Annotated in this window: 18 protein-coding genes; 10 read left to right on the top strand and 8 right to left on the bottom strand. The window is 70.2% G+C overall.

Annotated elements, in window-relative coordinates; all coding sequences use genetic code 11:
• Positions 1-7: 7 nt before the first annotated feature.
• Entirely contained in the window at positions 8-538 is a 531-nt protein-coding gene (locus OG381_RS25330; RefSeq protein ID WP_327718358.1) for a YbjN domain-containing protein, read from the bottom strand.
• A gap of 127 nt (positions 539-665) precedes the next feature.
• On the opposite strand from OG381_RS25330, the gene OG381_RS25325 reads away from it, so the two are divergent.
• Entirely contained in the window at positions 666-797 is a 132-nt protein-coding gene (locus OG381_RS25325; protein WP_327718357.1) for a hypothetical protein, read from the top strand.
• A gap of 36 nt (positions 798-833) precedes the next feature.
• On the opposite strand, the gene clpB is transcribed toward OG381_RS25325, so the two are convergent.
• A complete protein-coding gene (gene clpB, locus OG381_RS25320; protein ID WP_327718356.1) occupies positions 834-3431 on the bottom strand; it encodes an ATP-dependent chaperone ClpB in 2598 nt (865 codons plus the stop codon).
• A 120-nt stretch (positions 3432-3551) separates the two neighbouring features.
• Between clpB and OG381_RS25315 the strand changes: the two genes are divergently transcribed.
• Positions 3552-3983, top strand: coding sequence for a pyridoxamine 5'-phosphate oxidase family protein (locus OG381_RS25315; RefSeq protein ID WP_327718355.1), 432 nt, complete (start codon positions 3552-3554; stop codon positions 3981-3983).
• A 151-nt stretch (positions 3984-4134) separates the two neighbouring features.
• Here OG381_RS25315 and OG381_RS25310 read toward each other — a convergent pair whose 3' ends face one another.
• Entirely contained in the window at positions 4135-4470 is a 336-nt protein-coding gene (locus tag OG381_RS25310; protein WP_046247603.1) for a hypothetical protein, read from the bottom strand.
• Position 4471: 1 nt separating this feature from the next.
• On the bottom strand, positions 4472-4669 hold the full coding sequence (locus OG381_RS25305) for a hypothetical protein (protein WP_327718354.1): 198 nt from the start codon (positions 4667-4669) through the stop codon (positions 4472-4474).
• 132 nt (positions 4670-4801) lie between these two features.
• Here OG381_RS25305 and OG381_RS25300 point away from each other — a divergent pair, with 132 nt between their 5' ends.
• Positions 4802-5812: a helix-turn-helix transcriptional regulator gene (locus OG381_RS25300; protein ID WP_327718353.1), complete on the top strand. Its 1011-nt coding sequence runs from the start codon at positions 4802-4804 to the stop codon at positions 5810-5812.
• Positions 5813-5836: 24 nt separating this feature from the next.
• Here OG381_RS25300 and OG381_RS25295 read toward each other — a convergent pair whose 3' ends face one another.
• Positions 5837-6868: a helix-turn-helix transcriptional regulator gene (locus OG381_RS25295; RefSeq protein WP_307028077.1), complete on the bottom strand. Its 1032-nt coding sequence runs from the start codon at positions 6866-6868 to the stop codon at positions 5837-5839.
• Positions 6869-7178: 310 nt separating this feature from the next.
• Between OG381_RS25295 and OG381_RS25290 the strand changes: the two genes are divergently transcribed.
• The 4 genes from OG381_RS25290 (at position 7179) to OG381_RS25275 (ending at position 11316) form a co-directional block, all read left to right on the top strand.
• Entirely contained in the window at positions 7179-8726 is a 1548-nt protein-coding gene (locus OG381_RS25290; protein ID WP_327718352.1) for a circularly permuted type 2 ATP-grasp protein, read from the top strand.
• On the top strand, positions 8723-9655 hold the full coding sequence (locus OG381_RS25285; protein ID WP_307028081.1) for an alpha-E domain-containing protein: 933 nt from the start codon (positions 8723-8725) through the stop codon (positions 9653-9655). Before OG381_RS25290 ends, OG381_RS25285 begins: the two co-directional genes overlap by 4 nt.
• Before the next feature lies 1 nt (position 9656).
• Entirely contained in the window at positions 9657-10499 is an 843-nt protein-coding gene (locus tag OG381_RS25280) for a transglutaminase family protein (RefSeq protein WP_327718351.1), read from the top strand.
• 259 nt (positions 10500-10758) lie between these two features.
• Positions 10759-11316: a DUF4352 domain-containing protein gene (locus tag OG381_RS25275; RefSeq protein WP_327718350.1), complete on the top strand. Its 558-nt coding sequence runs from the start codon at positions 10759-10761 to the stop codon at positions 11314-11316.
• Between the two features lie 9 nt (positions 11317-11325).
• Here OG381_RS25275 and OG381_RS25270 read toward each other — a convergent pair whose 3' ends face one another.
• Positions 11326-12432, bottom strand: coding sequence for a sugar ABC transporter substrate-binding protein (locus OG381_RS25270; protein WP_327718349.1), 1107 nt, complete (start codon positions 12430-12432; stop codon positions 11326-11328).
• A gap of 279 nt (positions 12433-12711) precedes the next feature.
• Between OG381_RS25270 and OG381_RS25265 the strand changes: the two genes are divergently transcribed.
• From OG381_RS25265 to OG381_RS25255, 3 genes are all read left to right on the top strand, one after another.
• Positions 12712-14415: a fibronectin type III domain-containing protein gene (locus OG381_RS25265; RefSeq protein ID WP_327718348.1), complete on the top strand. Its 1704-nt coding sequence runs from the start codon at positions 12712-12714 to the stop codon at positions 14413-14415.
• 96 nt (positions 14416-14511) lie between these two features.
• Positions 14512-15027 (top strand): hypothetical protein, encoded by a 516-nt coding sequence (locus OG381_RS25260; RefSeq protein ID WP_327718347.1) that lies wholly within the window; start codon positions 14512-14514, stop codon positions 15025-15027.
• Between the two features lie 89 nt (positions 15028-15116).
• Complete coding sequence (locus OG381_RS25255) at positions 15117-17549, top strand: PA14 domain-containing protein (RefSeq protein ID WP_327718346.1); 2433 nt, start codon at positions 15117-15119, stop codon at positions 17547-17549.
• Positions 17550-17612: 63 nt separating this feature from the next.
• Here the strand turns inward: OG381_RS25255 and OG381_RS25250 are convergent, their stop codons facing one another.
• Both OG381_RS25250 and dnaJ read right to left on the bottom strand, forming a co-directional pair.
• Positions 17613-18059 carry a heat shock protein transcriptional repressor HspR gene (locus tag OG381_RS25250; RefSeq protein ID WP_327718345.1) on the bottom strand — a complete coding sequence of 149 codons (447 nt, stop codon included), beginning with the start codon at positions 18057-18059 and terminating at the stop codon, positions 17613-17615.
• 5 nt (positions 18060-18064) lie between these two features.
• Positions 18065-19249, bottom strand: coding sequence for a molecular chaperone DnaJ (dnaJ, locus tag OG381_RS25245; protein WP_327718344.1), 1185 nt, complete (start codon positions 19247-19249; stop codon positions 18065-18067).
• Between the last annotated feature and the right edge of the window lie 29 nt (positions 19250-19278).

The following is a 19278-nucleotide window of genomic DNA, read 5'->3' as shown; positions in this document are numbered from 1 at the left end:
TGAGGATCTACTCCTCGTCCTCGGGCTTCTCCGCGTCATTGACCTCCTGCTCGAGGCCGAGCTGCTCGACGAGCCACTTGTCGAACTCGATGGCGGCCCGCACCCAGCTGACCGTCGAGGAGACGAAGTGCTCCAGGCTGACGCCGGTGCCGATCAGCATCTGCGCCTCACCGATCAGACGGACGGTGCCGTCGTCATGGGTGTGCGTGTAGACCTTGGGCCACAGGGTGCGGCGGTTCCAGTCGTCGATGGACTCCAGCAGGTGCGGCTTCTCGTCGATCTGGTGGGGCCGGTCGTAGAACGTCCGCACCGAGAAGACCTGCTGGTCACCCTCGCCACGGAACATGAAGTACGTACGGAACTGCTCCCACGGCGCTGCGAGGTCACCCTCTTCGTCGACGACGTACTTCAGCTCCATCTGTTCGAGGAGCTGCTTCACGAGGTCCTGATCCGGGACGACGGGACCCGCCGGTCCTTGGGGCTGCGGCTCGGGCTGCTGGCCCCCGAAGTTCGGAATCGAGGACGGATCGATGGTCACCGTGAATTTCCCTTCGTACGGATTCCTTCATCCTCCCCCATACGGGGAGGGGCGTGGCAACCCCGACGGGTACTGTCAGCCGACAGCTGACAGGAACCGGTCGGCGGGGCGCGAAGGGGCGGGACTCATGGCGATGGCACAGAACGGCGAAACGACGGGACGTACCAGGTGGGGGGTGGTGGCCGCCATCCTGGGACTGCCCGCGCTGCTTTTGTTCGGCCTCCTCGCGATGATGGCGGCCTGGGTGCTGGTCGGGTGACCGAGGGGGCCCCGGACGGACCCCCTCGATCATGGATCAGAGCGTCTTGCCGGTCGCCGGTCCGACGATCAGCCCGTCCCCGAAGGCGTCCACCCGGACCGTGTCGCCGTCCTTGACCTCGCCGGAGAGGATCTCCTTGGCGAGGCGGTCGCCGATCGCGGTCTGGACGAGGCGACGCAGCGGCCGGGCACCGTACGCCGGATCGTTGCCCTCGTCGGCGAGCCAGGTCAGGGCCTCGTCGGTGACCACCAGGGTGAGCCGGCGTTCCGCGAGGCGCCTCGCGAGCCGGTCGATCTGCAGGCGGGCGATCCGGCCCAGCTCGTCCTTGTTCAGGGCCGAGAAGACGACCAGGTCGTCGAGGCGGTTCAGGAACTCCGGCTTGAAGCTGGACCGCACCACCTCCAGCACCTGTTCCTTCTTCTCCGTCTCACTGGTGATCGGGTCGACCAGGAACTGGCTGCCGAGGTTCGACGTCAGCACCAGGATGGTGTTGCGGAAGTCGACGGTGCGGCCCTGGCCGTCCGTCAGACGCCCGTCGTCCAGCACCTGGAGCAGGATGTCGAAGACCTCCGGGTGCGCCTTCTCCACCTCGTCCAGCAGCACCACGCTGTACGGCCGCCTGCGGACGGCCTCCGTCAGCTGGCCGCCCTCCTCGTAGCCGATGTAGCCGGGAGGCGCGCCGACGAGCCGGGCGACGCTGTGCTTCTCGCCGTACTCGCTCATGTCGATGCGGATCATGGCCCGCTCGTCGTCGAAGAGGAAGTCGGCGAGCGCCTTGGCGAGTTCGGTCTTGCCGACGCCCGTCGGGCCGAGGAAGAGGAAGGAGCCGGTGGGGCGGTCCGGGTCGGCGATGCCGGCCCGGGTGCGGCGCACGGCGTCGGAGACCGCCTGCACGGCCTGCGCCTGGCCGATCAGCCGGCGCCCCAACTCCTCCTCCATGCGCAGGAGTTTCTGCGTCTCGCCCTCCATGAGGCGGCCGGCGGGGATGCCGGTCCAGGCGGCGACGACGTCGGCGATGTCGTCCGGGCCGACCTCCTCCTTGACCATGGTGTCCTTGGAGACCTCCTCCTCGGCCTGGGAGGCTTCCGCCAAGTCCCTTTCCAGGGTGGGGATCTCGCCGTAGAGCAGCTTGCTGGCGGTGTCGAAGTCGCCGTCGCGCTGGGCGCGTTCGGCCTGGCCGCGCAGGTCGTCGAGGCGTTCCTTCAGCTCACCGACGCGGTTGAGGGACTGCTTCTCCTTCTCCCAGCGGGCGGTCAGGCCCCGCAGCTCCTCCTCCTTGTCGGCGAGATCGCGGCGCAGCCGCTCCAGGCGCTCGCGGGAGGCCGGGTCGGTCTCCTTGTCCAGGGCGAGCTCCTCCATCTTCAACCGGTCGACGGCGCGCTGGAGTTCGTCGATCTCCAGAGGTGAGGAGTCGATCTCCATACGGAGGCGGGAGGCGGATTCGTCGACGAGGTCGATGGCCTTGTCGGGCAGGAAGCGGGAGGTGATGTACCGGTCGGAGAGGGTGGCGGCGGCGACGAGGGCGGCGTCGGCGATCTGGACCTTGTGGTGGGCCTCGTAGCGGCCCTTGAGTCCGCGCAGGATCGCGATGGTGTCCTCGACCGTCGGCTCGGCGACCAGCACCTGCTGGAAGCGGCGCTCCAGGGCCGGGTCCTTCTCGATCCGCTCCCGGTACTCGTCCAGCGTCGTCGCGCCGACCATGCGCAGCTCACCGCGGGCGAGCATGGGCTTGAGCATGTTGCCGGCGTCCATGGCGGAGTCGCCGCCGGCCCCGGCGCCCACGACGGTGTGCAGCTCGTCGATGAAGGTGACGATCTGCCCGTCGGAGGCCTTGATCTCGGCGAGGACGGTCTTGAGCCGCTCCTCGAACTCACCGCGGTACTTGGCCCCGGCGACCATCGCGCCCAGGTCGAGGGCGACGAGCCGCTTGTTCTTGAGGGACTCGGGCACGTCCCCCTTCACGATCCGCTGGGCGAGCCCCTCGACGACGGCGGTCTTGCCGACGCCGGGCTCACCGATGAGGACCGGGTTGTTCTTGGTGCGCCGGGACAGGACCTGGACGACCCGCCGGATCTCCTGGTCCCGCCCGATGACGGGGTCGAGCTTGCCCTCGCGGGCCGCGGCGGTGAAATCGGTGCCGAACTTCTCCAGGGCCTTGTACTGCCCCTCCGGATCGGGTGTGGTCACCCGGCGTCCTCCCCTGGCCTTCTGGAACGCCTCCTGCAACTTCCTGGCGTTCGCGCCCTGCGAGGAGAGTACGTCCGCGGCCTGGCCGCCCTTCGCGGCGATGCCCATGAGGAGATGCTCGGTGGAGAGGTACTCGTCACCGAGGTCCTTGGCGCGGGCGCCGGCGTCGGCGACCACGGCGAGCAGGTCACGGCTGGGCTGCGGGGGCGCGACGGTGGACCCGGTCACGCTGGGGAGCCCGGCGAGGATCTTCTCCGCGCCGGCCCGCACGGCGGCCTGGTCGGCCTCGGCCGCGGCCAGCAGATCGACGATGTTCTCGTTGTCCTGCCCCTGGAGCAGAGCGAGGAGCAGGTGAGCGGGGGTGAGATCGGGGTGTCCCTCGGTGGCGGCCCGCTTCTCGGCCGCGTTGATCGCGTCCCGGCTCCGGTTGGTCAGCTCGGCGTCCACGTTCGCGTACTCCTCCTCGGTATGGGCTCTCCCTGGACTGACTCAGTCAACGTACACAAAGTTGAGTCTATTCCACTCAAGGCGGGGTGCGGGAGCCTTGGAGGGGTTAACTTCCAGGCCATGACGACTCCTCCCACGACAGCACGCCCCCAGGATCTGACTGCCCTCGACGACGAGACGTATCTCAGCTTCTGGCGGGAGCGGCACCTGTGCACGCTGACGACCCTGCGCCCGGACGGCAGCCCGCATGTCGTGCCGGTCGGGGTGACGTACGACCGGGAGACCGGACTCGCCCGGGTGATCACGAGCGGGTCGAGCAAGAAGGCGCGCAACGTGCTGGCGGCCGGGCCGGAGGGAGCGCGGGTGGCGGTGTGCCAGACGGCGGGCCGGCGGTGGGCGACGCTGGAGGGGCGGGCCCGGGTCCGCACGGAGCCGGACCGGGTCGCGGAGGCGGTGCGCCGGTACGCGCAGCGCTACGAGCGGGAGCCGCGGCCCAATTCCGCGCGGGTGGTGATCGAGATCGAGGTGACGCGGGCGCTCGGTCACGGGTGAGGACGTGCGAGCGATCTTTTCCGGCCAGTGATCGATTGGGTGGATACCCGGAAATGTCCCCGGAAACACAGCGGCGTCACCGTGTTCAGGTCACGGTGACGCCGCTGCGGGGGGAAGCACCTGCGCGATCTGTTACGACGGGGGAATCGCGTCAGGCACTGCGGGGGGTGGCTGGGATGGCCCGTGAGGTGGGGGATTCGGGTTCCACCAGCCGATGGTCTCGTTGGTCGAGATTCACAAAGATCATTCCGTACCGAATGGCACACCGCACTGGCTGCGGCGCCCCCCGAGGCCGCCGCAGACACCGGTACGCCCGCAGGTCCTCGTCCTCGTCCCGCGTGACGACCACCGGCTCACCGAACACGGTCACCATCAACGAGTCACCGGCGTGGGGGATCGCGGTGACCAGGTCGATGAAGTGCCAGCCGGAGCGGTAGGCCGTGGCCATCTCGCGACGGAATGAGCGATCGTCGGGCGGAGTGGTCATGTCAGCTCTCGACCGCCCAGGCACTGTCGTCGACCTTCCAGGCGCTGTCGTCAGGCAGCGGCGTGGAGGCGGCTGCGACGCGCCAGGCGCTGTCCGCCTGAATGTCGCCCTTCGCTTCGGACAAGCCGCTCAACGCTCCGAAGGCCAAAACGGCGGAAAAAGCAGCGGCAAGCACCGAGCGAAGCAATTTCTTCTGCATAGTCGGCTTCGTCCTCACTTGAAGGTCCCCTCTTCACCCCGTGAGATAAGACGATGGCTCATTCGGGCACGTCATGGCCACACAATCGATGCATCATGTTCCTGCACGTTCAGGACCCTGGGGGGTGGAGATTTGACAACAAAGGGGACAAGCGCGACACATCCACACGCGGTGACCACGCTGTGTGAGGAAGGTGGCCTGCTTTATGCGAACGCTCTGCGCACAGGACGCGTCGCGCGCTCGGACGTGGAGGCCGCACCCTGCTTGATCGAGTTCGACCTGCTGCACCCGGATCCCGACGATCCGAGCTGGCTGCGCCCGGTGCCTCCGGCGATCGCCCTGGCGCAGCGGCTCAACCCCATAGAGCACGAGATCACCGAGCGCAGGCAGCTGTCGATCGAACTGGCAGATGTTTTCAAGCCGTTCATGGCGCTCAGCGCCCAGGCGACGACACCCACGCACTCCATCACGGTGCTGGAGGGCCGCGACCGGATCAACGCCGCGCTCAACCTGGCCGCGGGCCAGTGCCAGGTGGAGATGCTCACCGTCCAGCCCAGCAACCGCAGAACCGAACGCAGCCTCGTCCAGGGGCTGGAACGAGACACGACGCTGATCGAACGTGGTGTGCGCATCCGGACCCTCTACCAGCACACCGCCAGGTACAGCCCCGAGAAGCTGGCCTACGTGGAACAGCTCTCCAAGGGCAAGGTGGAGTACCGCACCATCGACGAGCTGGTCGAGCGCCTCATCATCTGCGACGAGACCGTCGCCTTCATCCCCACCCGCGACGACCAGGAAGTCGCCCTGGAACTGCGCCACCCGGGCCTGGTCCGCTACCTGATCAAGGTCTTCGAGTTCATGTGGGGCCGCTCGGTCCCGCTGAGCGCCGGGGCCCCCTACGAGACCGCCGCGGACGGCATCACCGACATCCAGCACTCCATCGCCAAACTCCTGGTGGAAGGCCATGTCGACGAGGCCATCGCGCGCCGGCTGGGCATGAACGTGCGCACCTGCCGTGCGCACATCGCCAAGCTGGCCGCGGCCCTGGGCAGTGGCAGCCGCGCCCAGCTCGGCTTCCTCATAGCCGAGTCCGGAATCCTCAAGTCGGACCAGCCGACGACAGGGGGAGAGCGCCCCTCGTGACAGCCGGGCCCGGCCCGGGCTGCCTCAGCGGACCGTCGGAGACCCCTGACCGGGAACACTGAGGTACGGGCCCGCGTCCCGGGGGCCGTCCAGGCCCACCTGCGCGATGCGTACGCCCAGCTGCGTCCGGCTCGCCGCGCCCAGCGTCTCCGACAGCCGCGCGATGTGCGCCCGGCAGGTGCGGACGCTGATGCCGAGCCGTTCCGCGATCACCGCGTCCTGGTGGCCCTCCGCCAGGAGTGCCGCGATGGACTGCTCGCGGTGGGAGATGCCCTCGATGCCCGTGTCGGGGAGCGGAGCGGTCAGCGGGATCGCGAGCCGCCACAGCCGCTCGAAGGTCGTGAACAGGTAGTTCACCAGCGCCGGGTGGCGCAGCTCCAGGGCCAGCGTGCGGTCCGGGCTCGCCGGGATGAAGGCGACCGTGCGGTCGAAGAGGATCAGCCGGTCGATGACCTCGTCGAGGGTCCTGGCCTCCACCGCGTCGCCCATCAGCTCCAGATAGTTCAGCAGGCCCTGCCCGTGCCGCGCCACATGCGTGTAGAGGTCCCGCATCCGCACACCCCGGCCGCGCAGCGCCAGCGCCCGGTGCAGGCCCTCCGTCAGCTCGTGTTCGGGGCGGATACCGCCCGGCTGCACGGTCAGGACCTCCGTCGTGCACGCCTCCGTCGCCGCGTCCATCGCGGCCTGGATCCGGGAGAGGCCGTCCAGGACCCGGATCGAGGAGCCCTCCGCGGCCGAGGAGCGCTGCTGCGGCGCCAGTCCCGCGTACCACTCGAAGGCGGCCACCGCCGACCCCATCCGCCGCTGGCTCGCGCTCACCTCCTCGTGGACCCCGCGCAGCAGCCGCGTCATGACCTCCTGCGGGGAGGTCGGCACGAGCCAGTCCATGTCGTCGGGGTCCGGGTGCAGCAGCGCCAGCTCCAGCAGGCAGGGCACCGGCCCGGCGTCCTCGCGCGGCACGCGGCCGCGCCGTACGGCCCGGGAATACACGCGATCCCCGGCCTCGCACAGTCGGTCAGCACCGTGTGGGTGCTCGTCCGTCCCGTGCCCGGCCATCGCCCAGCCCACCCCCGTATCCAGCCTCTCGTGCCCGGCGTGCGCGCGCTCGTGGCACCGACACACCCCTACGGGTCCGCAACTATGCGCGGACCGCTCCTGCTCCGCAACACGGCTCCGTCCCCTGTGACCGAGGGAAACCACCTGTATGCCCCCGATTATCCGCGCCTCCGCCCGTCGGGTTGCAACAAGCTGATGCTGGTGGGCACTACCCACAGAAGGCCTCCGCAAAGGGAATCCCGCTCTCCGCGTACGCTGCCCGAAATCCACGGGTGATCGTCGCGTCACGTGGCGCCTCTAACGTCGTTTCATGGCGGACATATTTGACGCGTACGCGTTGGCCGACGCGTGGGACGAGATGTTTGTGCGGCCGGGTGAGGTCAGGACCGCCTACGAGCCGGTGCTGGCGGCCCTGCAGCCGATCGAGCCGAGCGAACTGCGCTTCCGGGCCGACCAGATGGCCCGGGCGTTCACCGACCGGGGCGTGACGTACGCCTTCGCGGGCGAGGAGCGGCCCTGGCCGCTGGACCTGGTGCCGAGGATCCTCGAGGCCCTCGAATGGGACCTCGTACAACGCGGGGTGAGCCAGCGGGTGCGGGCCCTGGAGGCCTATCTCGCCGACGCCTACGGACACTGCCGGGCCTTCGAGGACGGCGTCGTGCCCTGGCGGCTGCTGCTCAACTCACCCCACTTCCACCGCGCGGCCCACGGGGTCGAACCACCCGGCGGGGTACGGATCCATGTGGCCGGAATCGATCTCGTCCGGGACGAGGCCGGGGACTTCCGGGTGCTCGAGGACAACGTGCGGGTGCCCAGCGGGGTGTCATACGTCATCGAGAACCGGCGTGCCATGACCCGGGTCTTCCCCTCCCTCTTCGCCGAGCAGCACGTCCTGCCCGTCGACGGGTACGGGCAGAAGCTGCTCGCCGCCCTGCGCGCCGCCGCCCCCGGCGGTACGGCGGACCCCCGGGTCGTCGTGCTCACCCCGGGGCCCAGCAACGCGGCCTACTTCGAACACGCCCTGCTGGCCCGGCTGATGGGGGTGCAGCTCGTCGAGGGGCACGATCTGGCGTGCCGGAACAACCGGGTGTGGATGCGGACCACCCGCGGCGAGATGCCGGTCCATGTCGTATACCGGCGCCTCGACGACGACTTCCTCGATCCGCTGCACTTCCGGCCCGACTCGGTGATCGGCTGCCCGGGGATCATGAACGCGGCCATGGCGGGCAACGTCACCCTCGCCAACGCCGTCGGCAACGGCATCGCGGACGACAAGCTGCTCTACACGTACGTGCCGGACCTGATCCGGTACTACCTCGGCGAGGAGCCCGTGCTGCCCAACGTGGAGTCCTTCCGGCCCGACGAGCCGGGGCAACTGGACGCCGTCCTCGACCAGATCGGCGAGCTCGTCATCAAGCCCGTCGACGGCGCCGGCGGCCAGGGCATCGTCATCGGGCCCAAGGCGGACCAGGCAACCCTGGAGCGGACCAGGAAGGCCGTCATCGCCGACCCGCGCGGCTACATCGCCCAGCGGCCCGTCGCCCTGTCCACCTCCCCCACCCTCGCCGGTGAACGCATGGCACCCCGCCACATCGACCTCAGACCCTTCGCGGTCAACGACGGCGACGACATCTGGGTCCTGCCCGGCGGCCTCACCCGGGTCGCCCTCCAGGAGGGCAACCTGATCGTCAACTCCAGTCAGGGCGGCGGCTCCAAGGACACCTGGGTCCTCGCCGAGGGGCCCGCCGAGCATCCCGAGGAACCGAGCGCCGGGACGGCCGTGCCGGGCGTCGCACCACGTCAGCTGGGTCCCGACGGCGCCCCCGCCGCCGTACAGGAAGGAGCGCAGCAGCAATGAGCGACGTGATCCTCTCCCGGATAGCCGAGGCACTGACCTGGACCGGGCGGTATGTCGAGCGGGCGGACGCCACCGGGCGCATCCTCGACGCGTATCTTCACCGCATGCTGGAGGACCCCTGGCGCGACGAGGACGTGGCCTGCCGGTCGCTGTACGCGATCCTCGGCGTCGACGCGGGCGACGAGCGCGTCGACATGCAGCAGGTCCTCGACCAGCTCGCCTTCGACGCCCGCTCGACCTGCTCGATCGAGGGCGCGCTGGGCGCGGCGCGGCTGAACGCCCGCAGCGCCCGTGAGGCCGTCTCCTCCGAGATGTGGGAGTGCCTCAACTCCACCTGGCACGCGCTCGCCGACCAGCGGCGCGCGGCCCGCCGTACGGGCCCGTACGGCTATCTGGAGCTGGTACGCGCGCGTGCCGCGCTGTTCTTCGGGCTCGCCGACTCCACGATGAGCCGGGACGACAGCTGGCGGTTCGTGGTGCTGGGGCGCAGCCTCGAACGGGTGGACATGACCGTACGGCTGCTGTCCGTGCGGGTGCTGGACGCCGCGCACGCGCCCGACTGGACGACGCTGCTGAGCGCGTCCGGTGCCGACGAGGCGTACGCGCGCGTGCACAGCGGCTTCGGCGACAGCGCCCGGGTCGCCGAGTTCCTGCTCCTGGACCGGGGCTTCCCGCGCTCGGCACTGCACGCGCTGACCACCGCGGAGGAGTGCCTCAGCGCGCTGGGCCGCCCCCGCCAGGACCCGGCGCGCCGCCCGATCGGCCGGCTGCGCACCCGCCTGGAGTACCTCGACTCGCACGCCCTCCAGGATCAACTCCCCGACCTGCTCCAGGACTTGCAGCAGGCCTGTCTGCACTCGGCAGAGGGGGTCGCGGAGCGGTTCTTCCCGTACCAGGGGCCCGTGGTGTGGGCCCAGGAAGGAGCCTGACATGACCCGTCGCCTCCGCATCAAGCACATCACCCGCGTCGCGTACGCCCAGGCCGCCGTCTCCTCGCACAACGAGGTCCGTATGACGCCGCTGACGCTGCCGGGGCAGACCACGCTGGACTCCCGGGTCACCGTCACCCCGGCCACCGCGACCTGGTCGTACTGGGACTACTGGGGCACCCAGGTCACCGGCTTCGACCTGATGGACCCCCACGCGGACCTCACCATCACGGCCTCCAGCCTGGTCGAGACGTCCCCGCCGGAACCGCTGCCAGCCGCTCCCGGCTGGCCGGAGGTGGCCGAACGGGCCAGGAGCTCGCGCCTGTTGGAGTTCGCCGGCCCCACGGTCCGTACGACGGTCCCGCCCAAGCTGCTGAAGAAGGCGCGGAAGGCCGCGGTGGGCCTCGACCCGCACGAGGCCGCCGTCGCCGTCTCCGCCCTGGTCGCCGACCGGGTCTCCTACCTCCCCGGCGCCACCAGCGTGAACACCTCCGCCGCCGAGGCCTGGGAGCAGGGCGCGGGCGTCTGCCAGGACATCACCCACCTCACCGTCGCCCTGCTGCGGGGCGTGGGGCTGCCGTCCCGGTACGTCTCCGGCTACCTCCACCCCGAACGGGACGCGGAACTCCACCGGCCGGTCGCCGGGGAGAGCCACGCCTGGATCGAGTACTGGGCGGGCGACTGGTGCGGCTACGACCCCACCAACCGGACGCGGGCCGACGAGACGCACGTGGTCGTGGGGCGCGGCCGGGACTACGACGACGTGACGCCCCACAAGGGCATCTACCGGGGCGTGCCGGGCGGACCGCCGGAGGTGACGGTGGAGTTCACCCGGGTGGCGTGAACGGGAGACAGGGCCGGACGGCGGATCCGGCCCTGCGCCCCCGGTCACGCCGGTGCGAAGACGAAGAAGCCGTCGTCCGTGCCGCCGACAGGGCGGCGCCCTGGTACGCCGGGCCGCTCGCCACCGGCTTTCCGGGCGCTTCGGCCCGCGGGAGCCGCAGCGGTGAAGCCAGGATCAAGAACCGGTCCAGGATGCCGACCGTCATGTCTCGCACACGGGGACGTTCACTTCTCCCCGCCCGGGGCGCACAATCGCCCCTATGCCGACCGCACGCCTGATCCGCCGTACGGCCGCCCCCGTGCTCGCCCTGCTGCTGCTCACGGGCTGCGGGGGCGGGGACTCCGGCGGGTCGACGCCGTCCTCCGCGTCCCCCTCCCAGAGCCCCTCACGGGCGTACAAGGACGGCCATCTCACCTTCACCGTCCTGTCGTTGCGCTGCGGCATCACCGGGGTGACCGGGTCGCACGCCGACGCGCCGCCGCAGGGGCAGTTCTGTGCCGCCCGGCTGCGGGTGGAGAACCGGGACCCGAACTACCACGTCTACGAGTCGGCACGGCAGCACCTCGCGGGCGTCAGCGGCGACCGGGCCCGGCCCGATTCCTTCGCGATGGCGGTACGGCGTCAGTCGGACACGGTGAAGCTCGGCGGCCACACCCTCATGGAGGTCGAGCTCTGGTACGACGTCCCCAAGGACGCGAAGGCCACCGGTCTGCGCGTCTCGGGGGACAACGACCCGTCCAGCTTCACCAGCACCAAGCCGATCGGACGGGCGCCGAACGGGGTGCTGGTGCCGATGAAGCCGCTGGCCGGCAACTGAGCGGCCGGCCTACTTGAGCTTGATCGCCGCGCAGTCCGCCGCGTACTTGGCGGTGCAGATCTGGTCCACCGTGTAGATGCCGTCCGCGACGACCGTGCTCTTGATGTTCGCCCGCGTCAGCGCGGACACGGTCACCAGCTGCGCCGGGATGCCCTTGTCGGTGGGGCTGTCGACGGAGTCCTGGGTGAGGGAGTCGAACAGGATGTCCTTGCCCTGGACCTTGGCGACGGCCATCTCCGCGGCGGCCTCGGCCTCCAGCGGGTAGGACTTGTACACGCTCATGTACTGCTCGCCGGCGACGATCCGCTGCACGGCGGGCAGTTCCGCGTCCTGACCGGTGATCGGCGGCAGCTTGGTGATGCCCGCCTCCTCCATGGCCTCGATGGCGGCGCCGGCCATGGCGTCGTTGGCGGAGTAGACGGCGGCGATGTTGTCCTTGCCGATCGCCTCGATCGCCTCGGTCATGTCCTTCTTGGCGATCTCCGGCTTCCAGCCGTCGACGTCGTACTTCTTGGCGATCGTCACCTTGCCGTTGATCTCGGAGAGCGCGCCCGCCTTGAACTGGCCCGCGTTCGGGTCGGAGGGCGAGCCGTTGATCATCACGATCTTCTCGGAGGTGTCGATGTCCGAGCCCAGCGACTCGACGAGGGTGCGGCCCTGCACCTCACCGACGAGCTCGTTGTCGAAGGAGACGTACGCGTCGATGGGACCCTCGGCGAGACGGTCGTAGGCGATGACGGGGATGCCCGCGTCCTTCGCCTTCTTCACCGTCGACGCGATCTTCTTGGAGTCCACGGCGTCCAGCAGGATGACGTCGACCCTGTCGTCGATCATCTTCTGCATCTGGGTCGCCTGCTTGTCCGCGTCGGCCTCGCCGTTGGCGTAGACCGTGTTGCCCTTCTTGTCGGTGAGCTCGGCGACCTTCTTCTGGATGATCGGGTAGTCGAACTCCTCGTAGCGCGAGTTGGTCCGCTCCGGCATCAGCACGCCCACGGTGACGTCGTCGCCCTTGGTGGGAGTCGCGTCGGCACTGTCCCCCGAGACTCCCAGCGCCCCGCAGGCGGAGAGCGAGAGGGCCATCGATGACACGGCCACGCACAGGGTGGTACGACGCATTGGGGAGCTCACTATCTGGTGCCTTCCGGACTCGGGCGCATATTGCGCACCCAGGTGAAGGAAGCCAACGCGGCCTTCACGTATCAGTCAAGAAGCAACCGTCAAATGAGATAGCAACGTTAACGCGTGTAGCTTCTGTGCAGATGCAGGGCGGTTGAGCCGTCGGCTCAGCCTGCGGGGCTTTGAAAAGTGCGCAACGCCACACAACCAACTCCGTTCCTCACGAGTCGTGATCACGACGGTCCACGCCCGCCGTTCCCACTCCGCTCAGAGGATCGAATGAACCCAGCCAGACGTACGACGGCCCTGGCCGCCACCACCGTCGTCCTCGCCACCGCGGGCACCCTGCTCACGCTCACGCCCGCCTCCGCCGCGACCACCTGCACCTCGCCGGTCTTCAAGCGGCAGCTCTTCGCGAACACGAGCTTCTCCGGCACCCCGAAGAAGACGGACTGCGACAGCGCGATCGACCAGAGCTGGAGCGGAGCCCCCGCCTCCGGCCTGCCCTCGAACAACTTCGGCGTCCGCTGGACCGTCACCCGCGACTTCGGCTCCGGCGGCCCCTTCGCCCTCGCCGCCTCCGGGCTGGACGGCATCCGGGTCTACGTCGACGGCGTCCGCAGAATCGACCTCTGGAAGAACGTCTCGACCACGGTGAGCAAGACCGTCAACGTGACGATTCCCCAGGGCAAGCACACCCTCCGGATCGACTACGTCAACTGGACCGGCTCCGCCAAGGTCAAGTTCGGCTACACGCCCCGCACCTCGGCCACCGTCGACACGGTCAGGCCCCTCGTCCCGACCGGCATCGCCGCCTCGTACGACACGGCCACCGGCAAGGCCAAGCTCACCTGGGCGAAGAACAAGGAGATGGACCTCGCCGGGTACAAGGTCTACCGGCGGCTCAAGGGCGACGACAGCTGGAAGAAGCTGACCACGACCACGGCGGGCTCGTACACGGACGCTCCGCCCACGACCGGCGCGACCTACGTTTACGAGGTCCGCGCCTACGACAAGACCGGCAACGAGTCCGCGGGCAGCGCCGACAGGTCCGTCACCACGGCCGACAGAGCCGCGCCCACGAAGCCCGCCGGAGTCGGGGCCGCCGACGGCCAGCCGGGCGTCACGGTGTCCTGGAACGCGGTCGCGGGGGCGGCGGAGTACCTCGTGCACCGGCGCTGGGACACCGACGGCCAGGACGAACCGGTGGTGCAGGTGGCCAGGGTCAGCGGCACCTCATGGCTCGACACCAAGGTCGAGGAACGCCTCATGTACAGCTACTGGGTCACCGCGGTCGACGCCGCCGGGAACAGGTCCGCCAGGTCCGCGTCCACCGGCCTGGAACGGGGCGACTGGGCGCCGTCCGCGCCCACCGGCCTCACCGCCACGACACAGGCGGGCACGGGCGTCACGCTGTCCTGGAAGGCACCCACCAGCCCGGTCACCCGCGACCTCGGCCACTTCCGGATCTACTGCGACGGCCTGCTCGTCGACGAGGTCGGCGCCACGAAGACCTCGTACACGGACTCGGACGTCCGGCAGGGCGCCTCCTACACGTACACGGTGACCGCCGTGGACACCCAGGACCAGGAATCCGCTCCGTCGGCCCCGGTCACCGGTACCGCGCCCGCCACCGGTCTCACCCCGGCCGCCGTCGGCGGTCTGCGCGGCGCGGTCAACGGCACCGACATCGAACTCGCCTGGCAGCGCAGCACCGAGGAGGACGTCGACCACTACACCGTTCACCGGGGCGTTCTCGTCGACGGCGACTGGCAGTACGAACTGTGGGGCGAGGTCCGGCAGCCCTGGCTGGACGAGCCGACCCTGTACTACTCCCACGAGATCTACGACCCCCGGGGCGAGACCGTCCGCTGGGCCGTCGTCGCCGTGGACGAAGCCGGCAACTCACGTCTCACCAGCGGCGAGGACTTCTCCTACGTCACGGTCACCGAGCCCCTCGCGGACCCGGAGAACACCGGATGAACCGTCTCCGCCGTGGCCTCCGATGGAACCGAACCCGCTCCCCCGGGCGACTGGACAGTCAGAGCACCGAACTTCTGACGACCCCACGAGGACCGTATGACCATCAGCGAAAGCTCTGTCACGGACACCCTCTTCGGCCCGCTCACCGTCCGCCTGAACTCCTGGCGGGGTGAAGTCGTCGTCGAGGGTGAGGCGATACCGCGGGTCGTGCTGAGCCGGGCGACCGGCACCAAGGACGACGGGGAGACCCCCATCGGTACCCGGAACGCCGGTCTGCTCGTCCTCAGCGTCGGCGGTGAGGCGGCCGCGCTGGCACCCGGCCGGGGACGGCTGATCCGGCGTTCGTACCGGGTCGACGTCCGGCACGCGGGCCGGCACTGGCGGCTGGTGCCCCACTCCATGCCGGACAGCCGCCTCCTGCGCGACGGGCGGCGGCTGGGCGACTTCCACTCGAGGGGCGGCGGCGAGGTGAAGGCGGCCGAGTGGCGGTCGGACGCCAAGCCGGACGCCATGGACGCGGCCGTCGGCTACGCGCTGGCCGCCGCGTTCGGCACGGGCGCGGAGTCGATGTGGGCGACGGCCGCCGACCTGGTCTTCGACGTGTTTCCCTGAGGAACTTCGTACAACCAATCGGTGCCCTTGCCGGTCCTGATTCGACGACGGTGATCTCTCCCGTCGTCGAATCAGGACCGAAGGACCGCATGAACCCAGCCAGACGTACGACCGCGGCTGCCGCGACCGCCGTCGTCCTCGCCACCGCGGGCACCCTGCTCACGCTCACGCCCGCCTCCGCCGCGACCACCTGCGCCTCGCCGGTCTTCAAGCGGCAGCTCTTCGCGAACACGAGCTTCTCCGGCACCCCGAAGAAGACGGACTGCGACAGCGCGATCGACCAGAGCTGGAGCGGAGCCCCCGCCTCCGGCCTGCCCTCGAACAACTTCGGCGTCCGCTGGTCCGTGACCCGCGACTTCGGCTCCGGCGGCCCCTTCGCCCTCGCCGCCTCCGGGCTGGACGGCATCCGGGTCTACGTCGACGGCGTCCGCAGAATCGACCTCTGGAAGAACGTCTCGTCGACCGTCTCCAAGACCGTCAACGTGACCATCCCCTCCGGCAAGCACACCCTGCGCGTCGACTACGTCAACTGGACCGGCTCCGCCAAGGTCAAGTTCGGCTACACGCCCCGCACCTCGGCCACCGTCGACAAGACCAAGCCCCTCACCCCGGCCGGGATCTCCGTCTCGTACGACAAGAGCGGCAACAAGGCCAAGCTCACCTGGGCGAGGAACAAGGAGATGGACCTCGCCGGGTACAAGGTCTACCGGCGGCTCAAGGGCGCCTCCTTCGGCGGCACGGCGCTCGCCACGACCACCTCCACCTCGTACACGGACACCCCTCCGCCCACCGGCGCGAGCTACTACTACGAGGTCCGCGCCCACGACAAGGCGGGCAACGTCTCGGCCGGCACCGCCGACCAGGCGGTCACCAGCGTGGACACCACCCCGCCCGCCGCGCCGTTCGTCGAGATGGACGCCTGCCCGGTGGACCAGCCCTACGCGGCCCCCGAGCTCGTCACGACCGCGGCGAACAAGGCCGACATCGCCTTGTACGAGATGCAGCGCCTCAACCCCGCCACCAACACCTGGGCCACCGTCTACACCGGCACCAAGGGCGCGATCTGCGACACCGGCTACGCCGCCGACGGCAGCAAGGTCACCTATCGGGGCCGGGCCCGGGACGCCGTCGGGAACTGGTCGGCGTACTCGCCCGCCGCCACCTTCACCACCTCGGACCGGACACCGCCCGCGACCGCGGCCGACGCGCGCGTCGCGTACCGGTCGGGCGTTCCGCACGTGCTGTGGTCACCCGTCGAGGGGGCCGCCTCCTACCAGGTCCTGCAGTACGACGCGGAGACCGGCGGCTGGCTCGACGCGCTGCCCGGCGCCACCGGCGACACCCCGACCACCACCACCGGGACCGACGTGGTGCCGCGCCAGCTGGTCGCGGTCGCCGACAGCTACCGGTACGCCGTGCGCTCGGTGGACGCGAAGGGCAACGCGGCCGCCCCGGTGGAGGTCACGCTGACGATGGCGGACCGGCCGGGGGCGATCGCCCCGTTCAGCACCACCGCGGACAGGTTCGACGAGGGGGTGATGATCGAGTGGAGCAGCGCCGACCCGTGGACCTTCGGCGAGGACAAGCCGCTGCTCACCTACCGGATCGTCCGCACCGACAAGGCGACCGGCGAGAGCAGCACGGTGACCGCCTGCAAGCCCAACGACTCGCAGGACCTGCCGCTGACGGACCCCAGGACGTACTGGACCTGGAACACCGGCGACGCCCCCGACTACGCCGGCGCCCGGCAGATCAACGGCGTCTGCTGGGACGTCTCCGGTGCCTCCGAGACGACGTACGACTACACGGTCGTGACGGTCGACCCGTACGGCCACGAGTCGCAGCCCGGCCCCGCCGCCACCGCGACCACCCCGGACACCGAGCGCCCGGCCCCGGTGCAGAACCTGGCCGCCGAGCGGATCCCGCTCGGGGTACGCCTGACCTGGACGCCACCGGCCGACGACGACGTCACGGGCTACAAGGTGTGGCAGGGCGTCACGGACCCGGAGACCGGCGAGACGGTCTGGGACCAGAACTGCTGGACCGGCGACTCCCTGGCCGACACCGAGATCCTCTGCCCGACGGTCCCCGACGGTGCCGCGCACACCTACAAGGTGGCCGCCACGGACGGCTCCCCCCTGATCGACGGGTGGGCGGGGCCCGAGGCCTTCCACGCCGCCGAGCTCTCCGTCACCCTGCCCGACACCCGGCCGCCGGGCTGGACGGGGACCGAGATCCGTGAGGACCAGTACCCGGAGCTGTACGTCGGCTGCTCCGAGAGCTCCGGCCTCGGCGACTGCGGCCGGTTCGCGAGCTACCGCGTGGAGCGCTGGGACCCGGCCTCGGCCGCCTATGTCACCCTCACCGAGGGCACGATGTACGACGCCGTGTTCCACAAGGACGAGACGGTCCACGAGGACACGCTGGGCCTGTACTACTACCGCGTCGTCCGCCTGGACGCCGCCGGCGCGGAGGCCGCGTCCACGCCGATGGCGTACGGCATCTGGGACTCCTGGCTCTGAGCCCGCGCATGTGAAGGGGCCCGGAGGTTCATCCCTCCGGGCCCCTCTCACATACCCGCGTCGTCAGTCCTGCCGCCCCTTGGGACGCCACACCACCAACGCGCTGGTCTGCTGCACTTCCTGATACGGCACCAGGTCACGGCGGTACGACGCGTGCACCGCCGCCTCCCGCTGCTGCATCGCCGCGGCGGCGCCGTCGAGGGCGGCCTCCATCTCGGCGACGCGGGACTGCAGCGCGGCGACCTGGTTCTCCAGCTCGATGATGCGCTTGATACCGGCGAGGTTGATGCCCTCGTCCTGCGACAACGCCTGCACCGCGCGGAGCAGTTCGATGTCGCGGGCCGAGTAGCGGCGGCCCCGGCCGGGGGTGCGGTCCGGGGAGACCAGACCCAGGCGGTCGTACTGGCGCAGGGTCTGCGGATGCAGGCCCGAGAGCTGGGCCGCCACCGAGATGACGTAGACCGGGGTCTCCTCGGTCAGTTCATACGGATTGCGTCGACGGCCGTCCATCTCGATCAAGCTCCCTTCGCCGCCTGGAACAGCTCCGCCCGCGGGTCCTCACCCGCGGTCGCCTCGCGATACGCCTCGAGGGCGTCACGAGCCTTCCCCGTCAGGTCCGTCGGGACACTCACCTCGACGGTGACCAGGAGGTCGCCGCGGGTGCCGTCCTTGCGGACCGCGCCCTTGCCCCGGGCGCGCATGGTGCGGCCGTTGGGCGTACCCGGCGGCAGCTTCAGCGTGACGGCGGGGCCGCCGAGGGTGGGGACCCTCACCTCGCCGCCGAGGGCCGCCTCGGTGAACGTGACGGGGACGGTGACCGTGAGGTTGTCGTCCTTGCGGCCGAAGACCGGGTGCGTGTCGACGTGCACGGTGACATACAGGTCGCCGGCCGGGCCGCCGCGCTCGCCCGGTGCGCCCTTGCCGCGCAGCCGGATCCGCTGACCGTCCGTCACCCCGGCGGGGATGCGGACCTGCATGGTCCGGGAGGACTTGGCGCGGCCGCTGCCGTTGCACTCCAGGCAGGGGTGCTCGGCCATCAGTCCGCGGCCCTTGCAGTCCGGGCAGGGGTCGGTGAGGGAGAAGCCGCCGCCGGAGCCCCGCGCCACCTGGCCGGTGCCGACACAGGTCGGGCACACGCGCGGTGTGCCGTTCTTGTCGCCGGTGCCGGAGCAGGCCTTGCACGGGGACTGCGAGGACATCCGCAGCGGCACCGTGGCGCCCTCGATGGCCTCGGTGAAGCTCAGCGTGACCTCGGTGTCGATGTCCTGGCCGCGCCGGGGCTGGGTCCGGGTCGTGCCCGTACCGCCCCGGTTGAACAGGCCCCCGAACACGTCGCCGATCCCGCCGCCGAAGCCGCCGGAACCCCCGGCGCCACCGCCCTGCGCGCCGCCGCCGAAGAGATCGCCCAGGTCGAAGTTGAAGGAGCCGCCGCCCGCGCCCGGCCCCGGGCGGAAGCCGCCGTTGCCGAAGAGGGCGCGGGCCTCGTCGTACTCCTTGCGCTTCTTGGGGTCACCGAGGACGTCGTTCGCCTCGGAGATCTCCTTGAAGCGCTCCTCGGCCTTGACGTTGCCCTTGTTGGCGTCCGGGTGGAACTCGCGGGCGAGCTTCCGGTACGCCTTCTTGATCTCGGCCTCGGTGGCGTCCTTGGGGACGCCGAGGACCTTGTAGAAGTCCTTCTCGATGAAGTCCTTGGTGCTCATCCTCGACGCGCCCCCTTCCTGGTGTCCCG

Source organism: Streptomyces sp. NBC_00490, from assembly GCF_036013645.1.
Classification (GTDB): domain Bacteria; phylum Actinomycetota; class Actinomycetes; order Streptomycetales; family Streptomycetaceae; genus Streptomyces; species Streptomyces canus_F.
The sequence above is the reverse complement of the archived record's forward strand: the minus strand, read 5'-3'. Positions and strand labels throughout refer to the sequence as shown.